This is a genomic window from Frankia alni ACN14a (genome assembly GCF_000058485.1).
Taxonomy (GTDB): Bacteria; Actinomycetota; Actinomycetes; order Frankiales; family Frankiaceae; genus Frankia; species Frankia alni.
Genome location: NC_008278.1, coordinates 4,877,725 through 4,903,895, shown reverse-complemented (window position 1 = coordinate 4,903,895; position 26,171 = coordinate 4,877,725). Strand labels below are relative to the sequence as shown.

Here is a 26,171-nt window from a genome sequence, read left to right as displayed (position 1 = left end):
CGGCCGGGACGGTCCGGAAGCGGTCTGTCGGCCGGCTACTATCCGGCCATGGTCGAAAACGAGGGTCGCGTGGCCCTGGTGACGGGTGGTAACCGCGGCATCGGCGCCGCCTGCGCGGTCGCGCTCGCCGCCGCGGGGGACCGGGTCGCGGTCGCCAGCCGCGGTGGTTCCGCCCCCGAGGGCATGCTCGGCGTCCGGATGGACGTCGCCAACACCGAGAGCGTCGACAAGGCGTTCGCGGAGGTCGAGGCCGAGTTCGGCCCGGTCGAGATCGTCGTGTCCAACGCGGGCATCGTGCGTGACACCCTGCTGGCCACCATGAGCGAGGACGCCTTCCAGGAGGTCGTCGACACGAACCTGCTCGGCGCCTACCGGGTGGCCAAGCGGGCGGCGCGGCCGATGATGCGGCTGCGCCGCGGGCGACTCATCTTCGTCTCCTCCGTCGTCGCGTCCACCGGCGGGCCCGGACAGTCCAACTACGCCGCCTCCAAGGCCGGCCTGATCGGTTTCGCCCGCTCCCTCGCCCGGGAGCTGGCGCCCCGCAACATCACCGCCAACGTCGTCGCCCCCGGCCCGATCCGCACAGACATGACCGACGCCCTGACCGAGGCCCAGCGGGCGGCCCTCACCGCCCAGGTGCCCGGCGGGCGGATGGGCGAGCCGGCGGACGTCGCCGCCCTCGTCGCCTTCCTGGCCTCGCCCGCGGCCGGGTACATCAGCGGCGCGTTGATCCCGGTCGACGGCGGCCTGAGCATGGGGCACTGACTCGCGGACTGGTTGACCGCGGCCGGGCGCAGGTCCCGGCCGCCCCTGAGCCCCTGAGCCCCTGAGCCCCTGAGCCCCTCGCGCTACGCCGTAGGCCTCTCGTCACTCGTCACAGGCCGCACGCACCTCGCGAACGGTGCCCCGGCCGCCGAGAGGACCACCTCGTCAGGCCCGCACCGAGCCGCATGGCCGTCGAACCCAGGCGCCGGCCCGCGCGGGCCGCGCTCCCGCCGGCACCCGTCGGTCACGCCCGCGGGTGGGTGAGGATCGTCGCCGACGGATATCGTGGTCGGCGGAGCCTTGCCGCGCGCCGTCGAGCCGTGGCCGTGCGCGGCGGCCGGCGTCACACGGCGCCGGTCCTGGCCCACCGCCCGCCTCCCGGGTGGTGGCGTCGAGGTCGCCGCAGCCACGAAGGGGTGGGTCCGATGAGCGTGATCCGGGTGGAACCGCGTGGTGGCCGCGACTTCGACGTGGAGGTCGCCGAGGAGACCTCGCCGGGCGTCCCCGGGCTCTCCTTCTCGTTCCGGGTCACCGTCGACGACGCGGTGCTCGCGGCGAGCGGGACGGACGTCGGCGACGTGCCGGGCATGATCGCCCTGGTCCGCGCGTCGTTCGAGTACCTGCTGGCCCGGGAACCGGCGGGAGCGATCCTGACGGAGTTCGAGCTGTCGACCATCGGCCGCTACTTCCCGACCTATCCGGCCGACCTCGCCAACCGCGTGCCTCGATGACCTCGATGACCGCGTCGCAGCCGGCCGGCGCCGTCGACGCGCTGCTGCTCGTGTCCTTCGGCGGCCCCGAGGGCCCCGACGACGTGCTGCCGTTTCTGCGTAACGTGACGGCCGGGCGGGACGTCCCGCGGTCGCGGCTCGAGGTCGTCGCCGAGCAGTACCGGATGTTCGGTGGACGCAGCCCGCTCAACGACCAGAACCGTGCGCTGGCCGAGGCGCTGCGGGCGGAGTTGCCCGGCCTGCCCGTCTACTGGGGCAACCGCAACTGGGCGCCCTACCTGACCGACACGGTCGCCGAGATGGCTGCCGCCGGGGTCCGCCGGGCGGCCTGCTTCGTCACCTCGGCGTTCTCGTCGTACTCGGGCTGCCGCCAGTACCGGGAGAACCTGGCCGCGGCACTCGCCGCTCTCCCGCCGGCCCTCGCCGTCCCGGAGCTGGTCAAGCTGCGTCTGTTCTTCGACCATCCCGGCTTCGTGGAACCGATGGTCGACCGGTGCGTCGCCGCGCTGGCCGAGCTGCCCGAGAAGGCACGTACCGACGCCCACCTGCTGTTCACCGCGCACTCCCTGCCGCTGTCGCAGGCGCGGGCGAGCGGTCCCCGCGGCGACGCCTACCCGCGCCAGCTCCGCGCCGTGGCGGAAGTGATCGCCGCCGGGGTCGAGCGCGTGACCGGGGTCCGCCATCCCGTCGAACTGGCCTACTGCAGCCGCAGCGGACCGCCGGCGGTGCCCTGGCTGGAACCGGACGTGGGCGACCGGCTGGTCGAGCTCGCCGGCGCCGGGGCGGTGGGCGCCGTCGTCGTGCCGCTCGGTTTCGTCAGCGATCACATGGAGGTCGCCTACGATCTCGACGTGCTCGCCGCGCAGCGGGCGGCGCAGGTCGGGCTGCCGGTCGCGCGCGCCGGCACGGTGGGCACCGACCCGCGGTTCGTCGCGATGGTGCGGGAGCTCGTCGAGGAGGTCCGGAATCCGGACCTGCCCCGCCGGGCGCTGACCGAGTTCGGACCGTGGCCGCAGAGCTGCGCCGCGCACTGCTGCGTGCCGCCGCGGCAGTCGCCGCAGCATGCGTCGCGCGCCGTCACGGACGCCGCGGCGACTGGACGTCGTGGGGATGCGGCGATACTGATGGGGAACGACGCAACCAGCACCGGACGACGAGGCGAACGAAGGTAACGGAGCGATCGGAGATATGCAGCGCTACGTGTTCGAATCCCCGGAGCGGTTCGTGGTGGGAACGGTGGGCCAACCCGGTGACAGGGTCTTCTTCCTGCAGGCCGCCGGCCGGGGGCAGGTCGTGACCGTGGGCCTGGAGAAAACCGAGGTCACAGCACTCGCCGAGGGGCTGAACACGCTGCTCGGCCAGGTCGGCCAGACCCAGGGGATACCGCTTCCGGCCGCCTCCGACGTCGAGATCGATCTCGCCCCGCTGGACGCGCCGTTTCAGGAGGACTTCCACCTGGGGCAGCTCACCGTCTCCTGGGACGGCCATCGGGTGTTCGTCGAGGCCGCCGGGATCTCGCCCGGCGAGATCCGGCTGCCCGAGAGCGAGGACGAGCTCGACTCACTGCGGGTCGGCCTGTCGATCCGGCAGGCCCGAGCCTTCATCGAGCGGGCCCGCACGATCGTCGCCGCCGGTCGCCCGGCGTGCGTCCTGTGCGGTCGCCCCGACGATCCCGCGGGCCACTTCTGCCCCCGGCTGAACTGAGCCGGCGCCGCCGGTTCAGTGCGGTGGCGGCACCGTCGCGCAGGAGGGGTCGAACGCGTCATAGGCGGCCTCGTAGGCGCGCCGCACCGCCGCGGACAGGCTGCGCAGGGCCGCCGACCGCCGCGCGATCTCGTGGGCCGTCACCGCGGCGCCGTCGTCGCGGGCCGCCAGGTCCAGCAGGGTCGACAGCCGTTCCGCGCGGGCGAGCAGGGCGTGGGCGGCCGACGGATGGCCCGGACCGAGCCCCGGCCCCGGTTCCTCCTCGCCCCGGTCACGCAGCAGAGCGAGCACCTCGGGGCGGGCGCTGGCGATGTCTAGGTGCACCAGGGCGGCCGTCGTCGTGCGGATCGCGTCGCTGAGGTCGTGCTCGGCGGCGCGCAGCCCGGCGCCGGGCGGGGGCACCCTGGCCGCCGGCAGCACCCGCCAGTGCACCGACTCCAGCCGGCCCTCCAGCGCCGGACCGTGCACGACCACGCTGGGGACGAGCAACAGCGGCGGGGTCGGCCCGACGACGAGGACGGCCTCACCCGCAGTGATCGCGTCGCGGTTCACCTCCGCCGGGCCGGGCAGGCCGGCGACGTCACCCGGGGCGGGCAGGATGAGGCGCAGCCGCTGCGCGCCGGCCGTGCGCAGGGCACCCAGACCGAGGACGAGCGGCTCGTCGCCGAGGGTGTGCGGCGCCGACTCGCCGCCGAGCGCGCGGTGCACCTGCGTGATGACGTCGTCCAGTCCGACGAGCCCGGCAAGCCATGCGTTGCCCCAGCCGGTGAGGACGCCGGACCGGGGCGAGGCTGACAGGGCGGGAAGCACATTGCCTACCGTAGGCAATCGAGGGGCTCTCAGGCGCGCCGAGGGTGGCTCACGAGCCGATTTTCCGTGTGATAGGCGTTCCGGTCCCCGCCGGGGAGGCACCGCCCGGCGAGCCAGGGCAGGCCGACGCTGAGCAGCCAGTAGGAGTGCCGGAGCGTACCCGGGGCCGTGACCTCGGCGTCGAGGTCACCTGCGGCACCCGGCCCGGACGGCGCGCCGACAAGTGGTAACCCGGCCTGGGCGAGCCGGAGGGCGAACGCCTGCGCGATCAGCCGGTGCCCGTGCGGCCCCGGATGGACCCGGTCGACGTCGAAGCTGGACCGGTGGCGCACGGCCGGATGACGGCCGAGGTCGACGACGAGCACCCCGGGATCGGCCCGGGCGGTGGCGCGCACGGCGGCGTTGAGCCGTCCGACCCGGTAGGCGAGCACGCGGGCCAGCGGTGCCGGCAGCGGCAGCAACCGGCCGGGGTCGGGCAGGGTCGCGGTGAGCACGACCGCCCCGCCGGCACGCAGCCGGCTCACCGTCCAGACCAGGTCCTGACGCACCTGCAGCGGGTCGAACGTCCGCTTGAGCACGTCGTTCATGCCCGCGACGACGGTGGCCACCTGCGGGTCGCGGGTGAGCGCGACCGGTAGCTGGCGGGTGCGCACGTCGCGGGCCGTCGCGCCGGTCGTGGCGAGGTTGGTGTAGTCGACGGCGCCGGGCGGTCCGAGGCGTTCGGCGAGCCGGGCGGCGAACCCTCGACCATGGGTGGCGGTGCGGCGGTGCTCGCGCCCCATGGTGACTCCGTCACCCAGCCCGACGGTGATGCTGTCGCCCAACGCGACGAAGCGTGTCGCCGGTGGGGGGCGCCGGCCTGACCGGTTCGCGGCCACCGGTGGTGCCGGCTTCAGGCGGCCAGCGGCGGTGCCGGCGGCCCCGGGGCCGGTGCGGCAACCGCAGCAGTGCCGGCGGGCCCAACCGCGTCAGCTGGTTCGGCCGCGTGGGCGGCGTGGGCCCCCTGCGCCGCGTGGGCTGCCTGCGCCGCGTGGGCTGCCTGCGCCGCGTGGGCTGCCTGCGCCGCGTGGGCTGCCTCGGCTGCCTGCGCCCCGTGGGCTGCCCGCGCCGTCTGCCCCCCGTGGGCCGCCTGCGCCTGTCGGGTGGCCTGACCCGGTTGGTCTGGGCTGGCTGTCGGCGACTCGGCGTGGCAACCGAGAAAGCCGGCGACCGTGGCCGACCAGGTGAACTGCTCGGCCCGGGCCCGCGCCGCCGCGCGGCGCTCGACCTCCCCTGCCGGCGGCATCGACAGCAGGTCGACGACCGCGTCGGCGAACGTGAACCCGCTGCCGGCGGCGATCGCGCCCACCCCCGGCACCACCAGCTCGGCCAGCGCGCTGGCATGGTTGACCACCACCGGCGTGCCGCTGGCGAGGGCCTCCAGGGCGGCCAGCCCGAACGTCTCGACCGGTCCCGGGGCGAGCGCGAGGTCGGCGCTGGCGAGCAGGCCGGCGAGCCGTTCGCGGTCGGCGACGAAGCCGAGAAAGGTCACGGGCAGCCCCGCGGCCCGTCGTTCCAGCCGGCCGCGGTGCGCGCCGTCGCCGGCGATCACCAGGCGGACCGGAACCCGCCGGCGGACGAGCTCGGCGACGGCGTCGACGGCGGTGTCCACCCGCTTCTCCGGCGCCAGCCGGCTGGCCACGACCAGTAGTGCCTCCCGGTCCCGGGCGAACGCCCGGCGCAGCGTGCGGTCGCGGTGGTCGGGGTGGAACCGGTCGAGTTCGACGCCGAGCGGGATGTGGCGCAGATTCGGCGTGCCGAGCCGGACAAACTCGGCCGCGGCCCACGCCGTCGTCGTGACGACCGTGTCGAACCCGCCGGCGAGCGAGGCGTTCGCCCGGTCCGCCGCCGCTGTCACGGGCAGCACGCCCCGCAGCGCCGGCGGCGTCCAGGTGCCGAGCAGCCGGTCGAGCCGCTCGTGGCTGACGACCAGGGACGGCACGCCGTGCCGGCGCGCCCAGCCGCCCAGCGGACGCAGCGTCGCCCGGTCGTGGACCTCCAACCGGTCGGGTTGCTCCCGGTCGAGCAGGGCCGCCACCCGCCACGGCTGGGTGATGACCCGATAGCCGGTGCCGGGCAGGCGGGGTGCCCGGACCCGCAGCACCAGCGCGTCGGGGCGCCGCTCGACCTCGTCGCGCTCCCCGGGCACGATCTGGACGACCTCGTGACCGGCGGCCGTGTAACCCGCGGCGAGGTGGCGCAGCGTCGTCCGGATTCCGCCGGAGGCCGGCGCGACGAAGTTCGCCGCCTGCACGATCTTCATGGTGTCCGCCTGTCGTGTCCGCCGTGACGTGCGGTCTGTCCGCCACCGGTGCCGAGAACATCGCGGTAGTGGCCGAGCAGCTCGTCGCCGACCGCGCTCCAGCCGCAGCCGGCGACGGACTCCCGCGCGGCCAGCGCCATGGCGACCCGCCGCTGCGGGTCGCCGACCAGCGCGGCGACCTGGGTGCGCAGCGCCACCGGATCCCCGGGGGCGTAGTGCAGGCCGGTGCGGCCGTGCTCGACGACGTCGAGCAGCCCGCCGGCCGCCGGGGCGACCACCGGTACCCCGCTGGCCTTGGCCTCCTGGGCGGCCTGGCAGAACGTCTCGTGCACGCCGGTGTGCACGAACACGTCCAGGCTCGCCACCGCGGCGGACAGCTCGCGGCCGCTGCGGAAGCCCAGGAAGGCGGCGTCCGGCAGCGAACGGGTGAGGGCCGGTCGGGACGGGCCGTCGCCGACGACGACGAGCCGGGTGCCCGGCAGGTCGGCGACCGCACCCAGCAGGTCCACCCGCTTCTCCCGGGCGAGCCGGCCGACGTAGCCGACGAGCAGCTCGCCGCCCGGGGCCAACTGGCGGCGCAGGTCGGCGTCGCGGTGCCCCGGATCGAACCGTTCGAGATCCACGCCCCGGCTCCACCGGGCGACCCGCTGCACCCCCCGGCGCAACAGGGCGTCGACCGAATCCCAGGACGGCGCGAGCGTGCGCGCCGCGAGCCGGTGCACGGTGGCGAGCCAGCGCCAGATCGTGCGCTCGGCGGTGGCCAGCCCGTAGCGGGCCGCGAATGCCGCGATGTCGGTCTGGTAGACGGCGACGCTCGGCACGTCGAGCCGCCGGGCCGCGAACACCGCCTGCGCGCCCAGCCCGGCCGGGGCCGCGAGATGGACGACGTCCGGGTCGAACTCGCGCAGCGCCGCGGGCAGCGCGGGCCACGGGACGGCGAAGCGGAACGCCGGGTAGCCGGGCATCGGCGCCGAGGGTGCCCACAGCACGGGTGCGTCGGCGTGCGCGCGGGGGGCGGTGCGCCGGGCGGCCGGTGCCGGGGCCGGGGCGACGACCATCGCCTCGTGGCCGCGGTCGCGTAGATGCTCCAGAACTCGGCACACCGTGTTCGTCACCCCGTCGACGTGGGGGAGGAACGACTCGGTGATCACGGCTACGCGCACACCGAGCACGGTGGCAGGGCACGGAGCCGTCCCGCGGACGGCCAGCCGACCGATACGTGAACGTTCCCGCACAGCTTCGTGCCGGCCGCGGCGCCCGGGGCCGAGCGGCTGCGGTCCGGGTGGCCCGGGCTGTCCAGGCCCTGTGGCGGGGTGGAAGCCCGATCGCGGCCGTTTTCCCCGCGACCCGGTGAGGAGGATATTGGGAGGGGCAGGGCGGGGACGAACCGACAGGGAGAACCATCGAGGTGACCAGGTGATGTTCAAACGCCGGGAGACGGTGCTCATCACGTCCGCCGGCCGGTCGCGGCAGTCCGACATCCACCGCCGGGAGCTGCGCTACCTGGCCTCGATGTTCTTCCGGGTCGTCTGCTTCGTGCTCGCCGTGGTGGCCTTCCACGGCTGGCTGCGATTCGTCGCCGTCGCGATCGCCGTCATCCTGCCCTGGGTGGCGGTCGTCGTCGCCAATGGTGGCCCGCCTCCCGAGCGGGACCGACCCGCCACCTTCGATCCGGTGCGGGCGGTGCAGGACGCCCCGGCGGCGCTGACCGCCGATCCCCACCGCGTGGTCGACAGCGATGGCTGGGTCGACGACGAGGGCTGGGTTCACGGCCGCCCCTCGACGGCGCCGGCCGGCGGGGGGTCCGCGACGGCGGATGCGGCGCCCGGGCATCCGGCGGCGGATCCCCCGCCCACCGGTTCGTCGCCCACCGGTTCGTCGCCCACCGGTTCGTCGCCCACCGGTTCGTCGCCCACCGGTTCGTCGATGTCCGGTTCGTCAGCGTCCGGTTCGTCAGCGTCCGGTTCGTCAGTGTCCGGTTCGGCGTTCCCCGTCGACGAGCCGTCCGGGTTCGCCGAATCCTCCGCGCAGGCTGATCCCGAGCCCGTGGTCGACGCCCCGGCGCGGTGACGTTCGTCAGCTTCACCACGGACTACGGGCTCGCGGACGGTTTCGTCGCGGCGTGCCACGGGGTGATCCTGCGGGCGGTGCCGACGGCCCGCATCATCGACGTCACCCATCTCGTGCCGCCGGGCGACGTGCGCCGCGCGGCGGCGGTACTCGCCCAGACCGTCGGCTCGCTGCCGCGCGGGGTGCACCTCGCGGTGGTGGACCCGGGGGTGGGCACGGTGCGCCGAGCGGTGGCGGTGCGCGCGGCCGGTGGGGATCTCGTCGGGCCCGACAACGGCCTGCTGATCGCGGCGGCCGAGCGGCTCGGCGGCGTCCAGGCGGCGGTGACGCTGCCGGTGCCGGCCGCGGCGCCCGCCACGTTCCACGGTCGCGACGTGTTCGCGCCCGCCGCCGCCGAGCTCGCCCGGGGGACGGAGCTGACCGCGCTCGGTGCGCCACTCGACCCGGCGACGCTCGTCCGCCTGCCCGCCCCGCACGCCCGGCTGCGGTCGGACGGGGTGCTCGAGGCCGAGGTGCTGCTCGTCGACACCTTCGGCAACGTGCAGCTCGCGGCCGCGGGGCCGTTGCTCGCCGACGCCGGGCTGCGACCGCCCGGTCGGGCGCTGGTCTGGGCCGCCACCCCCGGCGCCGGCCCCTCTCCTGGCCCCTCTCCCGGCGCCGGCCGATCCCGCGGCGGCGAACAGTCCCTCGATGCGGCCGGTGGCATCGAGCTGGCGGTGGGGGTGACGTTCGGGTCGGTGGCGCCCGGCGAGCTGGTGCTCTACGTGGACGCCGCGGGCATGGGCGCGATCGCGGTCCGCGACGGCGACGCGGCTCGCACCCTGGCCGTCGCCCCGGCGGACCGGCTCGCGCTGCGTCGGGCGGGCGCCGGAGCCTGAGCGGCGTGGGCCGTCGGCGGGTCAGCAGAAGCCGGGGACGGCCTGCCAGCTCGGGCCGGGGTCGGGCGCGTCGTCGCGCAGCACCGCCGCCTCGATCCGCCCGTAGGGACGGTCCGGTGCCTGGTAGACGATGTCCGGGTTGTCCAGCCCGAACGGTTCGAGGTCGACCAGGAAGTGGTGCTTGTTCGGCATCGACATCCGGACCTCGGCGACCTGGGGGAAGGCGGTCAGGGCGGCTTCACCCATCCGGTAGAGCGTCTGCTGCAGCGCCAGGCTGTGGACGTCGGCGAAGGTGCCCATCAGGGTCTCGCGGACGCCGTCGAACAACGGCCCGAAGTCATGACCGGCCCCGATGTAACGCCAGCGGGCCGTCACCTCGGTCGCGAGGATGCGGTCGGTGGTCTCGGCCAGCGTCGTGTAGGGGTCGCGGGGAAACCCCCAGAACTCCGAACCGGTCGACTTGAGCACGACCAGCCCGGCGAGTCCGGAAACGACGAACGCGGCGTCGCCGTCCACCGTCACGACCGTCGTCCGTCTTTCCCCACCCGCCCGACTGAACGCGTGGTCGTGCGGCACCCCGCCGACCGGGATCCGATTCCAGTGGTACTGCTCGATCTCTATCCGGGCCCCGTCGATCCACGGGAAGGAATCAACGAAATGTCGGCCCAGCCGGATCGCGAAATCCTCGATCTGGCCGATTCCATGCTCCCGGGCGAAGGCGTAGACGGTGTTCTTCTGCGCATCGGTGGTGAGGACATGGGAGTTGTCGCCGGTCAGATGGGCCGCGGCGAAGTCGCCGCGAAGCGCGGTGGATACGTTCAGATCGGTGAGGTGATGCGCCGGACCCGTGCGGTCCACGTGGACGAGACGGATCTCCGCCTTGCCGAACTGGTTCGGTCCGAGCACGATCGCCATCGAGCCTCCCTGGTCACGGGGACGTGCGTTCCCTCGCGGTGAGGGCCGCTCACCGACGAGTCTGGCCCGGTCCCCGTGCCGGGCCCGGCACGGCCCGGCACGCAGCGCCACGCCCGCGCGGCCCGCGCGGCCCGACGGTGCCCCGGGACGCCCCGCCCGCGGCCCCGCCCATCCTGGGGCAGCGGTGTGACGGCGCGCGCCGCCCGTGGGTTTCGTGGCCGTTTCCGCCCGCCGGGCCCGCGCCGCCCGGCCGCCGGCCACCCGTGCCAGGGCCGCCGATGATCCTCTGACGGTCCGCCCACGGGCCCGTGGTGGCCGGAGGTGGGTGCAGATCGCCGCCGGCCCCACCGCCCCCGGTTCCGTGAGCTTTCGATCACAGGCTGCCCAACGAATCCGCGGTTCCCGCCGGAATTCCATCGACATCGCAATGATCCGGGATGCTCCTGGGTTGGTGTCGACCGGCTGTCCCGCCCGGTCGTCCGTGAGTTGCGGAAAACCCTCTCTCGGTGTGACCGGTTGCGCCGTCTTTGGTGGCGCGATGGGTACAGGTCGTCGCTTTCGGCGGATCGGCGAATTGTCATCCCGGGGGGCAACCTCATCCGGTGACCGCGCGTCGGAAGAGGGGAAAGGGGAGGGGTTTATGGGGAATACCCGGAGGTTGCTACCCTCCGTATTTATCTGTTCCACGCGGAGTGATGGTCGGGCGACTGACACCGGCCAGTCCGGTGATCGACGGGACGAGGTGCCGACCCCTGGGTACCGTTCAGACCTAGGCTTCCGTCCGGCGACGATGCCGGTCGCGTTCTTCGGAAGAGGGCATTACATGTCTCGCTCGGTAATGATTCCCTCACGTGTTTCTCGTGGGTGGGGCCCGAGTCGTCCGAGTCGGCGGCCGGCCGGCACTTTCGGGTATCGGCGTGGCCGGTGGATGGGTGGGGCGCTCGCGTTCGTCACGGCGCTGACCGTCGCCGCCTGCTCGCCCGGCGGCGGCTCGTCGAAGCCGGCGGGCGTCGCCGCGCCGGATCCCGCGGCGAGCGTGACCGTCACCCCGGGCGACGACACCAGGGGCGTTACCCTCACCGATCACGTCGTCGTCCACGCCAACGCCCCGCTGGCCGACGTGAGCGTCGCCCGAGAGGCGAGCGCGTCGGAGAAGACCGAGCCGGGGGTGCTGCTCGGGACGTTCTCAGCCGACCGGCGCACGTGGACGTCCGCGGGTGGCCTGTTCTCCGACTCCCGCTACCAGGTCGCCGCCACCACCAGCCCTGCGGCGGGGATCGTCGGGACCAAGTCGGTGCGTACGAGTTTCGTCACGGGAGTGCCGGAGAAGTCGTTCAAGGTCTCCTGGGATCCGGTCGCCGGGCAGACGGTCGGGGTCGGCGCGCCGATCAGCCTGACCTTCAGCGCCGCCGCGCCGGACCGCGCCGCCGTGCAGCGCATGCTGTCCGTGCGCACCGATCCGCCCGTCCTCGGTGCCTGGAACTGGATCTCGAACCGGGTCGTCGTCTGGCGCCCGCAGCAGTACTGGACGCCGGGAACGAAGGTCCATGTGGAGGCGAACCTCGCCGGGTACGACGCGGGCGGGGGACGCCTCGGCGTGAAGGACCGGGCGATGGACTTCGTCGTCGGCTCCGCGCAGATTTCCAGGGTTGACGCGGCCACCCACGTGATGCAGGTGTTCCGCAACGGTCAGTTGCTGCGCACGATGCCGGTGAGCCTCGGCAAGCCCTCGTCGCCGTCGATGGACGGCCCCCACAACGTTCTCGGCAAGTCGCCCGAGGTGATTATGGATTCGGCGACGGTGGGCATCCCCAAGGGCAACCCGGACTACTACTACGAAAAGGTGCAGTGGGCGGTGAACTACACCAGCGGCGGGCAGTACGTGCACTCCGCGCCCTGGTCCGTGGCCTCCCAGGGGCGGACGAACGTCTCCCACGGCTGCGTGAACGCCTCCCCGGCCGACGCCCAGTGGTTCTACGGAATCAGCCGTCTTGGTGACATCGTCGACATCGTCAACACCGGCCGCCCGCCGGACACGAGCCAGCTCGGAAACTTCTGGTCGGTACCGTGGTCGGTCTGGAAGGCGGGCAGCGCCCTGCCCGTGTCGGACCAGCTCGAGACGGCGGCACCGACGATCCCGCCGGCGGCGAGCACCGCGGTTCCCGGTGCGCCCGGTGCCGCAGCGGCCGGCGGTGCCTGATCCACTCCGCCTCGACGCCGACCGGTCACCCCCCACGGGGTCGTGACCGGTCGTCGGCGTTGCGGTGGTTCCGGTCGTCGCCCTCGCCGGGGTGACGCCTTTGCTGGGTCCGGCGCGTCGCTGCTGGGTCCGGCGTCGCTGGTGGGTTCGTCCGTGTTGTGGGGCTCGTTGCAGATGTGACGTTCGTTGGTGGTGTGGGGTGCGTCGGTGGTGCGAGGTGCGCTGGTGGTGTGGGGCGCCCGGCGAGCCCACCGGTGTGGCGTGGTCCGGGGGGCGCGCAGCGCCCCTCGTCGTGGCCGGACCAGGCCGGGAGGCCGCGGACGACGGACGACGGGGACGTAACAAGTCAGTGAATGTCGCGCCGAACCCGGTCACGCATCGGCCCGTGACGGCGTCCACCGGCCCATGCTGTTGAGTGGAAGCATGAAGTGCGCGCTGGCGCGGCGCCCCGGCGGGCCGCGACCGGCTGGGGCCGGCGTTCGCGGCTTGCGTGCCGGCCGTGCCCGGCGCGCTGACCGCGGCCGTCGTGACGGTCGGGGAAGATCGCGACATCCGGGCGGAGCGGTACCTTCGGGCTCGCCGCGACGCCCAGGAGGACTGCGCCCTTCGGGAAGGGCCTGTCCTGCGGGAAGGGCACGCCCTTCGGAGAGAACGCGACGGTTGGGAAGAGTGCGACGTTCGAGAGGTGCATCGTGAGGCGCTTGCGCAACCAGACCACCGGTCTGCCGGTCTGGTGGGTCGAGCTGCTGATGTTGGCCATCCTGTACTACTCGTACACCGGCACCCGGTCCGTCGCCGACGCATCGGTGGGCGAGGCGATGCGGATGGGCCACGATCTGCTGCGGTTCGAGACCTTCCTGCACCTCGACGTCGAGCTCAGCCTCAACCGGTGGTTGCAGAGCGTCCCGGTGCTGGCAGTCGTGTGTTGCTACTACTACGCGACGTTGCACTTCGTGGTCACGCCGGGAATGTTGGTGTGGACGCACCGCCGGCACACCCGGCACTATGCGCAGGCGCGCTGGACGCTCGTGGCGACCACGCTGATCTGCCTCGTCGGGTTCTTCCTGTTCCCGACGGCGCCGCCCCGCCTGCTCACCGGCACCTCGTACACCGACACCATGTCGCACTTCGCGGGCTGGGGCTGGTGGACCGGGACCGCCAGTGCCGCCCCGAACGGTCTGGAAGGCATCACCAACCAGTACGCGGCGCTGCCGTCGCTGCACTGCGCCTGGTCGTTGTGGTGCGGGTTCCTGCTCGTGCGCTTCGGGCGCCGGACGGTGACCAGGATCCTGGGGGTGCTCTACCCGGCGGCCACGTTCTTCGTCGTCATGTCGACCGCCAACCACTACCTGCTCGACGCGGTGGCCGGCTGGATGGTCCTCGGCGTCGCCGCCGGTTCCGTCGCGCTGGTGTTCGCCTGGCGGCGGCGGGTCCGGGCAACCGCGGTCGGCGCCGCACCGGTGCCGCAGCGGGAGTCGCCCTGGCCGGCCGGATCGGCGTCCCCGGCCGCCGTGGCGGACGCCGGTGGATCGGGCACGGCGGAGCCGGTCACGCTCGCCGCCTCGACGGCGGCTGGGGCGGCGCACCCCCGGGCGGATCCGACGTCGCCGGCTGGTGCGGTGCCGTCCGTCGTCGTCGAATCGTCGGCCGGTCGCGGTCCGTCGGCCGGTCCCGAATCGTCGGCCGGTCGTGACCTGTCGGCCGGTCGTGGTCTGTCGGCCGGTCGTGGTCTGTCGGCCGGTCGTGATCTGGTGACCGGTCGGGATCCGTCCGCCGATCGCGATCCGTCTGTCGGCCGCGATCCCGCCGCTGGTCCGGGCGCCGCCGCGGGCGCCGCGTCGCCCCTCTCACCCGAGCCGCTCGAACCGCCGGTGGAACCGACCGCGGCCCCGCCCACCCCGCCGGCGGAACCCGCCTCTTCGACACGGGCGGCGCCGGTCACCGGTCGGCAGGGCCCGCCGTCGGCGGCGCCCGTGCCCCCCGTGCCGGCCCCCGCCGCGCCCGAGATCTCCCTGCGGTCGGACCGGGCCGTCCGTCCGGACGGGGCGCGCGCGGTCTGATCCTCGTCCGGGCCGGGGAGCCGCGCGGTGCCGGCAGGCCACCGGCGGCCGGTGGGGCGACGCCGGGGTGAGGTGTCCAGGATGGGTGCTTTGTGACCCCCGGTGTGTTGCCTGGGTGGGCGATGTGCGAAGGTTGTGCCGCGGCCGGCGTCGGCCGCACACCTCCCTGCCTCGCCTGCCCGGGCCGCGCCCCGTGAGATGCACTCCGACCCTTCGGCACCGCCCCCGGGTTGCGCGTCCGGTCCGATCCCGCTCGGAGTCCGATCGATGTCCCCGTCCCTGGCCGCGCGGCTGCACCGTCCTCGCCCGGTCGCGTTCGTCGTGTCGCTGGTGCTGGCCTGGCTGCTGCTCGCCCTGATCGCCTTCGCGCTGCGTCGCGGGCCCATCCAGGACGACCTGGGCGCCCGGGCGACGGCGGCCGTCCGGGCGGCCGGCGGCGTGCACGCCCAGGTGCGCATCGAGGGGCGGGAGGCGATCGTCACCGGGCGCTTCCCCAACGCGGCGGCCGCGGAGCAGGCGCGAGCCTCGGCCGCGGTCTCCGGGACCACGTCGGCCCGCCTCGGCGACGACGTGCTCATCGCCACCCAGCCGCCGAGGCCGCTGGTGCTCGCCGTCGCAGGACGGGGCCTGTCGGTCACCGCGACCGTGCCCGACGAGGCGAGCCGCGCAGCCCTGCTGGCCGCCGTCGCCGACGCCGCCGGCGGCACGGTGCACGGCCAGGTGCTCGTCGACCCGGCGGTCGCCGAACCGCCGGTCGAGGCCGTCTCCGCCCTCGCCGTCGCGCTACACGCAGTGGCGGGGGAGCACTCCGCGACGGTGTCCGGCTCGACCGTCGCCCTCACCGGCGGCGCTCCCGACGAGGCCGCCCGCCGCCGGCTCGGCGCGGCGGCGCTGGCCGCGACCGCCGCGGTCGTCCCCGGCGCCACGCTGGCGGACCACCTGGTCGTCGCCCGGGCCGCCGGACCCGCAGCCGCCGGACCCGCAGCCGCGGGATCCGCAGCCGCCGGGTCCGGAGCCGCCGTCACGCCGGATCGCGTCGCGGCGGCGAGGCGGCAGTCGGGGTCCCTCGCGGCCCTGCGGGCGGCCCTCGACGGGCCTGCCGTCACCTTCCCGGTGTCCGGGGCGCGGTTGAGCCCGTCGGCGCAGGCCCGTCTGGACTCCGTCGCCGCCGTCCTGCGCGGGGGGGATCTCGCCGTCCTCGTCGGTGGCTACACCGACACCTCGGGGCCGTCGGCGTTGAACCAGGCGTTGTCGCTGAACCGGGCCCAGGCCGCCGCGGACTACCTGACCAGCCGGGGTGTCCCCGCCGACCTCGTGCGGGCCGCCGGGTTCGGCTCCCGCGAACCGGTCGCGGGCAACGGCACCCCGCAGGGCCGCGCCGCCAACCGCCGCATCGAGATCATCCCGTTGCCGTCGCGCTGACGGCAGCGACGACGGCGGCGCCTACGGCGGTGACGGTGGGTGTGGCTGGCGCACCCGTGCCGGCGTAACACCGGGTCAGCGTGGTAGGCAGACGCCATGGGCGACTCAAGCATGGGGCTGCACGAGCAGCCCGACAAGCTCTCCGCGCAGACGGTCGACCGGCACCGGGCGATCGTCTCGCTGATGGAGGAGCTGGAGGCGGTCGACTGGTACGACCAGCGGGTCGACGCCGCGACGGACCCGGAACTGGCCCAGGTGCTGGCGCACAACCGGGACGAGGAGAAGGAACACGCGGCGATGACGCTGGAATGGCTGCGTCGCCACGACCCCGTGCTGGACACCCAGCTACGGACCTACCTGTTCACCTCCGGGCCGGTGACCGAGGTCGAGGAGGAGACCATGGACCGGGGCGGCTCCGGCGACCCGGACGCGGTGACGGAGCGGCAGGCGGCGGGGCCCGGTGACGGCTCCCTCGGAATCGGCAGTCTGAAAGGTGTAGGCGAGTGAATCATCTGCTGCGCGGCCACGCCCCGCTGACGGACGCTGCCTGGAAGGCGGTGGACGACGAGGCGAAGGCCCGCCTCACGACGAACCTGGCCGCCCGCAAGGTGGTGGACTTCGCCGGGCCGCACGGCTGGGAGTACTCCGCCACCGCACTGGGCCGGGTGGCGGCCCTGTCCGCGCCGCCGGCCGCCGGGGTGCAGGCCCGGGTCCGGCAGGTGCAGCCGGTCATCGAGCTGCGCGTCGGCTTCACCCTCGATCGCGCCGAGCTCGCCGACGCCGACCGCGGCGCCGACGACCTCGACCTCGCGCCGCTGGAGGAGGCTGTCCGCCGCATCGCCGTCACCGAGAACTCGGTCGTCTTCCACGGCTACCAGGAGGCCGGCCTGGTCGGCATCACCCAGGCGTCGTCGCATCCCCAGCTCACGCTGGAGGCGGGGACCGACACCTACCCGCGCACCGTGGCCAAGGCCGTCGCCCTGCTGCGTCGCGCCGGCATCGCCGGTCCGTACGCGCTCGCCCTCGAGCCGGACAGCTACACCGCGGTGATCGAGACCGCCGAGCACGGTGGCTACCTGCTGCTGACCCACCTCCAGCACATCCTCGACGGGCCCGTCGTGCAGGCCCCCGGGGTCACCGGCGCGGTCGTGCTCAGCCTGCGTGGCGGCGACTTCGTGCTCGAGTCGGGCCAGGATCTCTCGATCGGGTACGCGTCGCACACGGCGGACACCGTCGACCTGTACCTGGAGGAGAGCTTCACCTTCCGGGTCACCGAGCCCGACGCGGCCGTCGCGCTCGTGCCGGCCGCCGGCGGCGGCGCGTAACCGTCCGTGGTGCGGGGGACGGACGGCCCGTTCGTCCCCCGCACCACGGATCCGGTCGTCCCCGCGCACGGGCCCGGCAGGCGGCGGGCGAGGGGCCGGCGGGCCCGGTGGTGGCGGGCGTTACGGCCGTCTTGCGCCGAGGGGGTGCGGCATGGCACCCTGCAATTAGGGAAGCCTTAGCTAAGGCATCGGTCCGTCTGGGCCGGCGCCGCGGCCTCCCGGCAGGGTCCGCCAACTGCCGGCCAACCCCGGGTGGGTTGGCCGCCTCGGGCTGGTGAGGTGCGGTGCTCGTCTGTTCTTGCTTCGCGGTGTCCGACCGGACGCTGCGCACAGTGATCGCCGCCGGTGCTCGCGACGTGGACGAGATCGGCGCGCGCTGCGACGCCGGCACGGGCTGCGGCGGCTGCGTCGAGGAGATCGAGGACCTGCTGGACGCCGTCGCCCCCCGCTGCGCCCGTCTGATCGCCAGGGCGAGCTAGCCGCGGGGCCGCCCGCGCCTGTCGGAGACGGGAATCGCGCACCTGTAAACCGGCGCGTCGAGGCACATCCCGCCCTCGGCGCAGGCGATGCGTCGGCGACGTTCCGACACTCTCAGTAGTGTCATGGCCATGATGCGTAGCGTGATCTGGTACGCGGTGACGCGCCGGACCGCGGCACCGTCGGCGAGGCGCCCGACGGCCCTGGTCGTCGTTCTGCCGGCGCTGCTGGCCCTGCTGGGCTGCCTGGTGGGCCCGGCGGCTCCGGCCATGGCGGGCGGTGGGCCACCCGGCAGTGACCAGGAGCCGCTCGCCGGCGCCGCCGCCGCAGCTCCGGCCGACCCGGCGCCGGCCGTCACCGCCGCTGCCGTGCCCGACCCGGACCTGCCCGGGCCCTGGAAGATCGGCTACCGCACGGTGCGGATCGTCAACTCCAGCAGCCCGGGCCGTGTGCTCGTGACCTCGCTGTGGTATCCGGCCCGCGCGAACACGGCTGGCACCTCCGGCTCCGGCTCGGCTCCTTCCGGGGCGCCCGCGACGGCCGGGACGGCGGGGACAACCGGCACGGCGAGGGCTGACGGCCTGCTTGGGGCGAACGGCCCGACTGGGGCGAACGGCCCGGCCGGGGGGTCGGGCGCGGCGGCCGAACCCGGTGTCGGTGGCGCCTGCCCCGAGGTCGCGGCCGCGGGGCCCGCGGGCCTCGGTGGGCCCGGACAGCCGGCGTTCTACCCGTTGGCAGGAAACGTCGGGCTCCCCTCGGCGAGCGCCGTGACCGACGCCGCCCCGGCTCCGGGCCCGTTCCCCCTCGTCGTGTTCTCCCACGGCAGTGTCGGCAGCCGAACGCAGTCCGCCTTCCTGATGGAGGCGCTGGCCAGTCACGGCTTCCTCGTCGCCGCCCCCGATCATCCCGGCGACACGATGGCCGACGCCGCGGCCGGGCGGGAGGAGCGCCAGCTCAACCTGGCCACGGACCGGCCCCGCGACGTCTCCGCGGTCATCGACGCGCTGACCGCCACGTCCTGCCCGGACGCCCCGCGGGTCCGTCCCGACCAGATCGGCATCGTCGGGTTCTCCTTCGGCGGCTTCACCGCGATCGTGTCGAGCATCGCCAACCTGCCCATGCCGGCGGACGTGCGCATCCGGGCGTCGGTGGGGATCGCGGCGGCGACCTCCCCGCTGCCCGCGGCGTCACTCGCCCAGGTGCGGGTGCCGACGCTGCTCATCGGCGGCACCGGGGACAGGACGGTGCCGATTCCCGAGAACAACGACCGGGCGTTCAACCTCCTGATCCACTCCCACCCGCGGATGACCGTCGCCATCACCGGCGCCGTGCACAACTCGTTCACCGAGATCTGCCGGCAGGCCGGGCTGCTCGGCGCCGCCGGGATCCCCGCCCCGCTGGGCATGCAGGTCGCGCTGACCTCCGCGGCCACCTGCTGGCCGCCGCAGGTCGCCCCTGCCGACGCCCACCGGCTCGCGAACCGCTACGTCGTGGCCTTCCTCTCCCTGCACCTGCGTGGAGACGACGGCTACGCGCGCTACCTCACGACCCCGGACGCGGGCGACGCGCGGCTGGCGACCGTTCGGTCGAGTCCGTGATCGTCGCGCGGGGGAGACGGCCGGCGTCGCCGCGTATGAGCGTGACCGGTGTCCTCCCCGGAGGTACTACCCCGGTCGGGCTACCCGGACGGTGCTATGCAGGCATACAGGTGACCCACCCCGACATCACCGGCTACCGTTGGCCAACCGGCCGGCGGGCGTCACGATGCGCAGCGCCGGCCAGTTGATCCGGTCGCGTCGGCGCCTCATCCGGACCCGGTGCCCGAGTCGCCCACCGAACCGGATCACGGGCGATGCCTACGGGTACGGTGCGGTGCCCCGCAAGGAGGTCGTGGCGATGTCTGCTCGCCAGGTGCGGCGGTTCGAGCTGGAGCGTGAGGTCGACGTCTCAGGGGTGTCCGGGACGGGCGCGGTGGCGTTCGGGGCGCAGGCGCCCGACGGCACCTGCGTGCTGTGGTGGGACTCCGAGCACGACTCCATCGCGATCTATCCGACGATGGAGACCCTGCTCGCCATCCACGGGCACGGCGGGACGACCCGGGTCGTCTACATCGACGCGGCCGACCAGACTCCTCCGGCGCGCTCCGCGGTGACGCCGCCGGACTCCCTCGGCCCGGCCGGCCGGGCGGGCGGTCAGGTCAGCGGGCGGAAGCAGGCGGTCGCGCGATCCTGAGGGTCGACGGTGTACAGCGCCAGGGTGCCCGCCATCTCGCGCGGATCGATGCCGTGGTCCAGCATCTGCCGGTGTAGATCCGTGAGCATGCGCAGCGCGTAGCCGAGCAGGATGGGCGCGATGCCCACGGGGTGGCGCAGGGCCTCCCCGAACCGCGCGTCGGCGTCGCCGTCGCTGGTGAGCGCGGCGAGGACGCCGAGCCGGATGCGATCCGCCAGCTCCGCCCAGACCGCCGCGCTCGCCGGCGTCTCGGGTCCCTGCCAGATCCCCGGGACGCGCAGTTCCGCGACGAGGACGGTCGGCTGGCGGCCGGTGCGCAGATGCACGGCCACGACCCACATCGCCATCAGCCAGCACAGCCCGCGCATCGTGTTCAGCGGATCGGCGGCGACCTGCTCGTGTAGGTGCCGCTCGGACTGCGGCCGGCTCGCCGGCGCCAACCAGCCCCAGGCGAGGCGTTCGATGTCGACGATCTGAACCATTGGCAGGTCGGTGGGATGAGGCCGGGCCAGCGCGGCGGCTCGGCCGGAGTCGGCGTCGACGAGCGCGAGCGCCCCGGGGTCGGAAAGGGTCTGCCAGGCCAGACCCGCCGATGGCATGCGGCCCACGGTAACCCCAGCAACAAGACGGGACCAGAGGTGTTGGCTGCGCGATGTGAAAACGGTTGTGCGGCCGCCCCGGCCTTTTCTTCCCGTCGGCACTCGGCACCGTCATCTCGCCGTCGCGCCCGCCCATTCGCCGACGCCGGCTTTTCACCGATCGGACGACGCGCCGATGGGACGACTCACCGATCGGACGACTCACCGATCGACGACGTAGCGGTGGAACATCGGATGGATCGTGAACTCGGTGACGCCGTGCAGGGCGGGCCGCGGACGCCGGGGCCGGCGGGTCTGGCCGGCTCCGGCCGCCTGCTGGGATGCGGCGCCGACCGGCACCTGCTCGCGATCGGCGGCGATGTCCCCGGCGGGAACGAGGAAACCGACGTTCCACAGCACCTCGAGGATCACCTCCGGTTCCCGGCTGTCGACCCAGGAGCGGGCCTCCGGGGCCGTATGGACCGCCCCGGTGGCCAGGTCCAGCAGGAACAGTTCCAGTTCCGCGCGGCTCCAGACGGGCGGCCCGGCGCGGAACGTCTGGAAGACGCCGAGCAGGCCGGGATGCTGGAACCGGTACTCGGCCGCGATGTCGCGCGACCGCTCGGCCGAATATGTCGATTCGACCGCCTGTATGTCCCGTGGGGCGATTCTGACCGACTTGCGCGAGCTGTGTGTGCGAGCATGGTCGAGCGCGTGGCTGCAGTACTGGATGATTTCCCGGGGACGACACAGGGAACGGTCGGTCATGTACCGGAAGGACCACACCGGCCGGGTGAAGACCGCTCCCCAGCAGTCGTCGTCGGAGCGGCTCCTCAGGTCGGGAACCGTGTGCCGGATGCGGCCGGCTATCATCTTCCAGAGCCCTTCCTCGTCCCACGAGATGACCTCGATGAGGTCGCGGAACTTCTGGGCGTCGTCGTAGATCGCGGGGATGCTGTCGTAGAGCTCCTGCCGCAGCGACATGCAGATCCGCAGGTGCGGAGAGAGATCATTGATCGACATGCAGGCCTGGAACAGGCCGGCGACGAATGCCTGGGCGTCCTCGGAGGCGTCCCAGCCGCGGTCCAGTTCGTCGACGACCACCGTGACCCGACTGCGTTCGCACAGGCGGACCAGCGGGGGCAGCAGATGTTCGATCTCCTGGAGTTTGTACAGGTACTGCAGCTCCCGGGTGCGCACACCCGCCTCGTACCGGCCTATCTTCACCGACTCGATCCGGCGAAGATAGGAGACGAAGGAGTCGAAGGCGCTTGTCGCGCCGCCCGCATGATGGTCCCGTAGGTAGGTGTGGATCTGGCTCTCCGCGCCGCGGCGCAGCCGGCCGTGGCGGCGGGTCAGCTCCTTCATGATCAGCACGAGGATCAGGTATTTCCACGCCGTCGCGTAGGCTCCCAGCTTCGCCCACGAGCCGTCGAGCTCCCGGGTCATGGCGGAACTGAGAAACTCGTAGGAGTAGTCCTCCGGGGCCAGTTCGATCACCGAGCGGCCCGCGTCCCGTTGCCGATGCGCCATGGTCTTGAAGATCGCACTCTTGCCGGCGCCCCGGTTCGCGACCAGGATCGTCTTCATCCCCGAGTTCACCTGGTTGTACGCGGAGGACTCGATGAAATAGGAGTCGAGCCCCCGGCGGATGTCCCGTTCCGCGGCGGCCGCGCCGAAGCTGAGTCGGGCAAGATCGACCATCAGAACCCTTTCGGCTGAACGCCGGCGCATGGTCCGAGTCTGAACTTCCACGACGATACCGCGAACACTGTCGCATTGCGGGCGAATTATTTCCCGTATATGCGCTCGACGTCCCTGCCGCCGCTGGGTCCGGCCGATCCGGTCGCCATTCGTGCAGGTCGGAGTCCCGGCGGGCCGGATCGATCCGGTACGGGACTGGCTTCCGCCGACTGCGGGCGGGCAGCCGGACAGCCGGGCGGGTCGCGAGGACCCGGCCGGCCGGACCCCCTGATCACGGTCGGCTACGCGGCCTAGTCGCCGAGGAGGTCGAGGGGGGTGGTGGGTTGGTGGGGGGTGTGGGGGGTGGTGGTGAGGTGGTGGCGCCAGAGGGTTTCGGCGGCGTCGGGGTCGTGGTTGGTGAGGTGGGTGAGGAGTTGGTGGTGGGTGGTGTGTTGGTGGCGCAGGGTGGTGAGGTCGGGGGTGGGGGTGTCGGGGGTGGGGGTGGTGGCGTCGAGGATGTGGCGGAGCATGCTGCTGATCATGGTGAGGGTGTGGTTGGCGGGGGTGGTGAGCAGGAGGGTGTGGAAGTTGAGGTGGTGGGTGTGGATGTCGGTGGGGTTGGGGTGGGGGGTGGCGAGGGCGTGGTCGGTGGTGGTGAGGTGGGTGGTGAGGTGGGTGAGGTGGGTGTCGGTGGCGGTGGTGGCGAGTAGGCGGATGGCGGCGGGTTCGAGGTGGGTGTGGGCGGTGTGGATGTCGGCGAGGGTGGTGTGTTGGTGTTCGAGGACGAGGGCGGTGTAGCGGGCGGCGACGTGGCCGTTGGGGGTGTGGACGCGGGCGCCGCCGTGGGCGCCGCGGCGGACGCTGATGAGGGCTTCGGATTCGAGGACGCGGAAGGCTTCGCGCAGGGTGGGGCGGGAGACGCCGAACTGTTCCATGAGGACGGCTTCGGGGGGCAGGGCGTCGCCTTCGTGGAGTTCGCCGCGGACGATCTGGCGGCGTAGGTGGGCGGCGACGAGTTCGGCGGTCTTCGGAACGCGGACATGCTGCCCGACGCGGCTCGTCGCGAGCAGCGGGCCGGACAGTGCGCGGGCCGGCGTCCCGGGAGACCCGGCCGGGGCCGCCGCGCCGTCGGCCCCGGCCGTGCGCGCGAGGCGCACCGGGTGCGGCGCGATGCGGGGCGTCGAGGTGTCGGTCGGCTGCGTTAACGACATGATCTTGTGCTCCCCCTGGTGGCGGCTGCCCGGCCGGGTGGACCTCCCGTTTCGGGCTGCGACTGATGATGTACGGATAGTGGTCACTGCGATGAGTTGGCTACGAACCGTGCTTACAAAGTCGCATTGTGGCAGCGTGCCGGAACCTGGGGTGGGCGGGGCCGGGGGAGTACCACGGTGTGATCCGTACTCTGTTACTCAGAGTGCATAAGATTGTCGGCGTGCCATCCGCGTACCGAGCTGATCACTTCGGTGTGGGTCGGCGCGGCCGGATCCTGAGATGCGACGGCCGCGACCTCGTTGACCAGGGATGTCGTCCCGCCCGTCACCGCGGCGTGGTACGCGCGACGAGAAGGCGCGCCAGTATGCCCGGCAAGGACCCGACGGTACCGATCTCGGCATCGACTACAGCCAGTCGCGGTCCGACGCACGCGGGCGGACGCCGATCACGCGGCGCCGGCGGATCGCGGCCTCAGTCCGCGGCGGCGACCCGGTTGGTGCCGCTGGAGGTCTCCAGCGCCTCGACGGTCACCGCGACCGCATGCACGACCGAGGCGACCCGGATCGCGTCCTGGATCACCTCGCGGGCGACCCCGCGGCCGCGCAGCTCGTGCTCGTGGGCGGTCAGGCAGCGGCCGCAGCCGTTGACCGCGGAGACCGCCAGCGACCAGAGCTCGACATCGACCTTGTCGACACCGGGGTTGGCGAGGGCGTTCATCCGCAGCCCGGCCCGCAGCCGGGAGTACTCCTCGTCCTCCAGCAGGTGCAGGCTGCGGTAGTAGACGTTGTTCATCGCCATCAGCGCCGCCGCCGTGCGCGCCGCGGTGGCCGCCTCGGCGCTCAGGTGGTCGAGCGCCTCGGGCTCGAGCTCGACCAGCACGGTGCGCCCGCGGCTGGCGATGGCCGCCGCGAGCACCGTGCCCCACAACTGCTGGGCGGACAGGTTCGACTGGCTGGTCACCGAGCCGAGGTTGAGGCGCAGGTCGCGGGCGTAGTCGGGCAGCAGCTCCCGCAGGCGGGCGACGGTCATCAGGCGGCCACCTCGACCGGGGTGGGCGCGGCGGCGCCCAGCGTCGCCTGGCCCTTCTGCCAGTTGCAGGGGCACAGCTCGTCGGTCTGCAGCGCGTCGAGCACCCGCAGGACCTCGGCCGGGTTCCGCCCGACGCTGCCCGCGGTGACCATGACGAACTGGATGACGTTGTCCGGGTCGACGATGAAGGTCGCCCGCTGCGCCACCCCGTCGTCGCCGAGCACCCCGGCGGCGGCGGTCAGGTCCTTGCGGATGTCGGCGAGCATCGGGAAGGGCAGGTCGGTCAGGTCCGGGTGGTTCTGCCGCCACGCCAGGTGGACGTACTCGCTGTCCGTGGACACGCCGAGGACCTGCGCGTCCCGGTCGGCGAACTCGTCGTTGAGCCGGCCGAACGCGGCGATCTCGGTGGGACACACGAACGTGAAGTCCTTCGGCCAGAAGAACACGACGCGCCACGTGCCGGGGCGGCTGGTGGCGGTCTCCCGGACGAAGGCGGTGTCGGGGTCGTTGGAGACGACGCCGGTCAGATCGTAGGCGGGGAAGGTGTCGCCGACGGTGAGCATGTCGAGGTGGTCCTCTCTGCGGTGACGTTCGGGTCTGCGGTGGTGGCCGGGCAGAGCCCACTCTTGCGACCGTCGACTCAGAAGGGAAATCGAAAGATTCGGCAAGTTTGATAGCCTCGGTCTATGGCTACTCCGCAGCCGACGCTCACCCAGTTGCGTGCGCTCGTCGGCGTCGCCGACCATCGGCACTTCGGCCGGGCGGCGGCGGCGCTGCACGTGAGCCAGCCGACGCTGTCCAGCGCGGTCGCGGCGCTGGAGCGCACCCTCGGCGTCCAGCTCGTCGAGCGCACCACGCGCAGCGTCCTGCTCACCGCGGTGGGCGAGCAGATCGTCGCGCGGGCCCGGGGGGTGCTCGGCGCGGTCGACGACATCGCGGAGGTCGCGGTGCGGGCCCGCGCCCCGCTGACCGGCGACATCCGGCTCGGCGTCATCCCCACGGTCGCGCCCTACCTGCTGCCGCGGCTGCTGCCCACGCTGCGCGCGCGCTGGCCGCAGGCGCGCCTGCGGCTGCGCGAGGCGCAGACCGCGGCCCTGCTGGCGGAGCTGCGCGGCGGCGCGCTCGACCTGGCACTGCTCGCGCTGCCCAACGACGAGCCGGGCATCGCCGAGATCCCGCTCTACGACGAGGACTTCGTCCTCGTGACGCCCGCCGAGCATCCGCTGGCCGGCGGCAGCGCCGTACCCGTCGCCGGGCTCGCCGGCCAGGACGTGCTCCTGCTGGAGGACGGGCACTGCTTCCGGGCGCAGGCGCTGGACGTCTGCCGGGAGGCCGGGGCGCGGGAGCGGGCCACGCTGCGGGCGGCCAGCCTGTCGACGATCGTCCAGATGGTCGCCGGCGGGCTGGGGCTGACGTTGCTGCCCGCCGCCGCCGTCGCCGTCGAGGTGGGGGAGGGACGCGGCCTCGCGGTCGCCACCTTCCGCCGCCCGGCGCCGCACCGGCGCATCGGCCTGGCCCACCGGTCGACCTCGGCGCGCGTCACGGACTGGGGGCTGTTGGCCACGGAGGTCCGCGCCGCGCTGCCCGGGACGGACCTGGACCTCAGCCCGGTTACGGTGTCGGTTCCAGCTCCGGCGGGAAATCCTGGGTAACCCTCGCCGGGTGAACACTCCGGCCCGATCCGCTGCGTCTCCGAGCGCTTTCGTTGAGCGCTCGGCTTCTCTTCGTCCCCGCTCCTCCCCGGAGCAATGCTGCGGGCTTCGTCACGTTTTATTGAC

At 73.6% G+C, this 26,171-nt stretch carries 25 protein-coding genes; 15 read left to right on the top strand and 10 right to left on the bottom strand.

Annotated features, from left to right (window positions below):
• The first annotated feature begins 48 nt into the window (after positions 1-48).
• The 4 genes from fabG (at position 49) to FRAAL_RS19740 (ending at position 3,200) form a co-directional block, all read left to right on the top strand.
• Positions 49-765, top strand: a complete 717-nt coding sequence (gene fabG / locus FRAAL_RS19755) for a 3-oxoacyl-ACP reductase FabG (protein WP_011605637.1) — start codon at positions 49-51, stop codon at positions 763-765.
• Between the two features lie 425 nt (positions 766-1,190).
• Positions 1,191-1,496: a hypothetical protein gene (locus FRAAL_RS19750; RefSeq protein WP_041939524.1), complete on the top strand. Its 306-nt coding sequence runs from the start codon at positions 1,191-1,193 to the stop codon at positions 1,494-1,496.
• 5 nt (positions 1,497-1,501) lie between these two features.
• Positions 1,502-2,668 carry a ferrochelatase gene (locus FRAAL_RS19745; protein ID WP_011605635.1) on the top strand — a complete coding sequence of 389 codons (1,167 nt, stop codon included), beginning with the start codon at positions 1,502-1,504 and terminating at the stop codon, positions 2,666-2,668.
• 16 nt (positions 2,669-2,684) lie between these two features.
• Entirely contained in the window at positions 2,685-3,200 is a 516-nt protein-coding gene (locus FRAAL_RS19740; protein ID WP_011605634.1) for a DUF3090 domain-containing protein, read from the top strand.
• Between the two features lie 15 nt (positions 3,201-3,215).
• Here the strand turns inward: FRAAL_RS19740 and FRAAL_RS19735 are convergent, their stop codons facing one another.
• The 4 genes from FRAAL_RS19735 to FRAAL_RS19720 form a co-directional block, all read right to left on the bottom strand.
• Positions 3,216-4,010 (bottom strand): Rv1486c family protein, encoded by a 795-nt coding sequence (locus tag FRAAL_RS19735; protein WP_011605633.1) that lies wholly within the window; start codon positions 4,008-4,010, stop codon positions 3,216-3,218.
• Between the two features lie 29 nt (positions 4,011-4,039).
• Positions 4,040-4,834 carry an SGNH/GDSL hydrolase family protein gene (locus FRAAL_RS19730; RefSeq protein ID WP_231861115.1) on the bottom strand — a complete coding sequence of 265 codons (795 nt, stop codon included), beginning with the start codon at positions 4,832-4,834 and terminating at the stop codon, positions 4,040-4,042.
• A gap of 68 nt (positions 4,835-4,902) precedes the next feature.
• Positions 4,903-6,312, bottom strand: coding sequence for a glycosyltransferase (locus FRAAL_RS19725; protein WP_372665656.1), 1,410 nt, complete (start codon positions 6,310-6,312; stop codon positions 4,903-4,905).
• A complete protein-coding gene (locus FRAAL_RS19720) occupies positions 6,309-7,475 on the bottom strand; it encodes a glycosyltransferase family 4 protein (RefSeq protein WP_197537209.1) in 1,167 nt (388 codons plus the stop codon). The genes FRAAL_RS19725 and FRAAL_RS19720 overlap by 4 nt, the downstream gene beginning before the upstream one ends.
• A gap of 256 nt (positions 7,476-7,731) precedes the next feature.
• Between FRAAL_RS19720 and FRAAL_RS35115 the strand changes: the two genes are divergently transcribed.
• The gene (locus FRAAL_RS35115) at positions 7,732-8,382 is read left to right on the top strand and encodes a DUF3099 domain-containing protein (protein ID WP_050997186.1); all 651 of its coding nucleotides are present in this window, start codon (positions 7,732-7,734) and stop codon (positions 8,380-8,382) included.
• On the top strand, positions 8,379-9,260 hold the full coding sequence (locus FRAAL_RS19710; protein WP_011605628.1) for an SAM hydrolase/SAM-dependent halogenase family protein: 882 nt from the start codon (positions 8,379-8,381) through the stop codon (positions 9,258-9,260). Before FRAAL_RS35115 ends, FRAAL_RS19710 begins: the two co-directional genes overlap by 4 nt.
• 21 nt (positions 9,261-9,281) lie before the next feature.
• Here FRAAL_RS19710 and pucL read toward each other — a convergent pair whose 3' ends face one another.
• Complete coding sequence (pucL, locus tag FRAAL_RS19705; RefSeq protein WP_041939523.1) at positions 9,282-10,175, bottom strand: factor-independent urate hydroxylase; 894 nt, start codon at positions 10,173-10,175, stop codon at positions 9,282-9,284.
• Positions 10,176-11,103: 928 nt separating this feature from the next.
• On the opposite strand from pucL, the gene FRAAL_RS19700 reads away from it, so the two are divergent.
• From FRAAL_RS19700 to FRAAL_RS19665, 8 genes are all read left to right on the top strand, one after another.
• Entirely contained in the window at positions 11,104-12,375 is a 1,272-nt protein-coding gene (locus tag FRAAL_RS19700) for a L,D-transpeptidase (RefSeq protein ID WP_231861114.1), read from the top strand.
• A gap of 692 nt (positions 12,376-13,067) precedes the next feature.
• A complete protein-coding gene (locus FRAAL_RS35865; RefSeq protein WP_011605625.1) occupies positions 13,068-14,435 on the top strand; it encodes a phosphatase PAP2 family protein in 1,368 nt (455 codons plus the stop codon).
• Between the two features lie 267 nt (positions 14,436-14,702).
• The gene (locus tag FRAAL_RS19690; protein ID WP_011605624.1) at positions 14,703-15,857 is read left to right on the top strand and encodes an OmpA family protein; all 1,155 of its coding nucleotides are present in this window, start codon (positions 14,703-14,705) and stop codon (positions 15,855-15,857) included.
• A 96-nt stretch (positions 15,858-15,953) separates the two neighbouring features.
• Positions 15,954-16,364 (top strand): encapsulin-associated ferritin-like protein, encoded by a 411-nt coding sequence (locus FRAAL_RS19685; RefSeq protein ID WP_011605623.1) that lies wholly within the window; start codon positions 15,954-15,956, stop codon positions 16,362-16,364.
• On the top strand, positions 16,361-17,182 hold the full coding sequence (locus tag FRAAL_RS19680; RefSeq protein ID WP_011605622.1) for a family 1 encapsulin nanocompartment shell protein: 822 nt from the start codon (positions 16,361-16,363) through the stop codon (positions 17,180-17,182). Before FRAAL_RS19685 ends, FRAAL_RS19680 begins: the two co-directional genes overlap by 4 nt.
• Positions 17,183-17,466: 284 nt before the next feature.
• Entirely contained in the window at positions 17,467-17,661 is a 195-nt protein-coding gene (locus tag FRAAL_RS19675) for a (2Fe-2S)-binding protein (protein WP_041939521.1), read from the top strand.
• Positions 17,662-17,790: 129 nt separating this feature from the next.
• A complete protein-coding gene (locus tag FRAAL_RS19670) occupies positions 17,791-19,257 on the top strand; it encodes an alpha/beta hydrolase family protein (RefSeq protein WP_041940768.1) in 1,467 nt (488 codons plus the stop codon).
• A gap of 298 nt (positions 19,258-19,555) precedes the next feature.
• The gene (locus tag FRAAL_RS19665) at positions 19,556-19,891 is read left to right on the top strand and encodes a hypothetical protein (RefSeq protein WP_041940767.1); all 336 of its coding nucleotides are present in this window, start codon (positions 19,556-19,558) and stop codon (positions 19,889-19,891) included.
• On the opposite strand, the gene FRAAL_RS19660 is transcribed toward FRAAL_RS19665, so the two are convergent.
• From FRAAL_RS19660 to FRAAL_RS19640, 5 genes are all read right to left on the bottom strand, one after another.
• A complete protein-coding gene (locus FRAAL_RS19660; RefSeq protein WP_011605618.1) occupies positions 19,852-20,490 on the bottom strand; it encodes a hypothetical protein in 639 nt (212 codons plus the stop codon). The two genes, FRAAL_RS19665 and FRAAL_RS19660, sit on opposite strands and share 40 nt — an antisense overlap.
• Before the next feature lie 201 nt (positions 20,491-20,691).
• Positions 20,692-22,203: a P-loop ATPase, Sll1717 family gene (locus FRAAL_RS19655; RefSeq protein ID WP_231861113.1), complete on the bottom strand. Its 1,512-nt coding sequence runs from the start codon at positions 22,201-22,203 to the stop codon at positions 20,692-20,694.
• 260 nt (positions 22,204-22,463) lie between these two features.
• On the bottom strand, positions 22,464-23,363 hold the full coding sequence (locus FRAAL_RS19650) for a FadR/GntR family transcriptional regulator (RefSeq protein WP_011605616.1): 900 nt from the start codon (positions 23,361-23,363) through the stop codon (positions 22,464-22,466).
• 472 nt (positions 23,364-23,835) lie between these two features.
• Positions 23,836-24,393, bottom strand: coding sequence for an alkylhydroperoxidase, AhpD family (ahpD, locus tag FRAAL_RS19645; protein ID WP_011605614.1), 558 nt, complete (start codon positions 24,391-24,393; stop codon positions 23,836-23,838).
• A complete protein-coding gene (locus FRAAL_RS19640; protein WP_011605613.1) occupies positions 24,393-24,956 on the bottom strand; it encodes a peroxiredoxin in 564 nt (187 codons plus the stop codon). Before FRAAL_RS19640 ends, ahpD begins: the two co-directional genes overlap by 1 nt.
• Positions 24,957-25,079: 123 nt before the next feature.
• On the opposite strand from FRAAL_RS19640, the gene FRAAL_RS19635 reads away from it, so the two are divergent.
• Positions 25,080-26,045, top strand: a complete 966-nt coding sequence (locus FRAAL_RS19635) for a LysR substrate-binding domain-containing protein (RefSeq protein WP_011605612.1) — start codon at positions 25,080-25,082, stop codon at positions 26,043-26,045.
• Positions 26,046-26,171 lie beyond the last annotated feature (126 nt).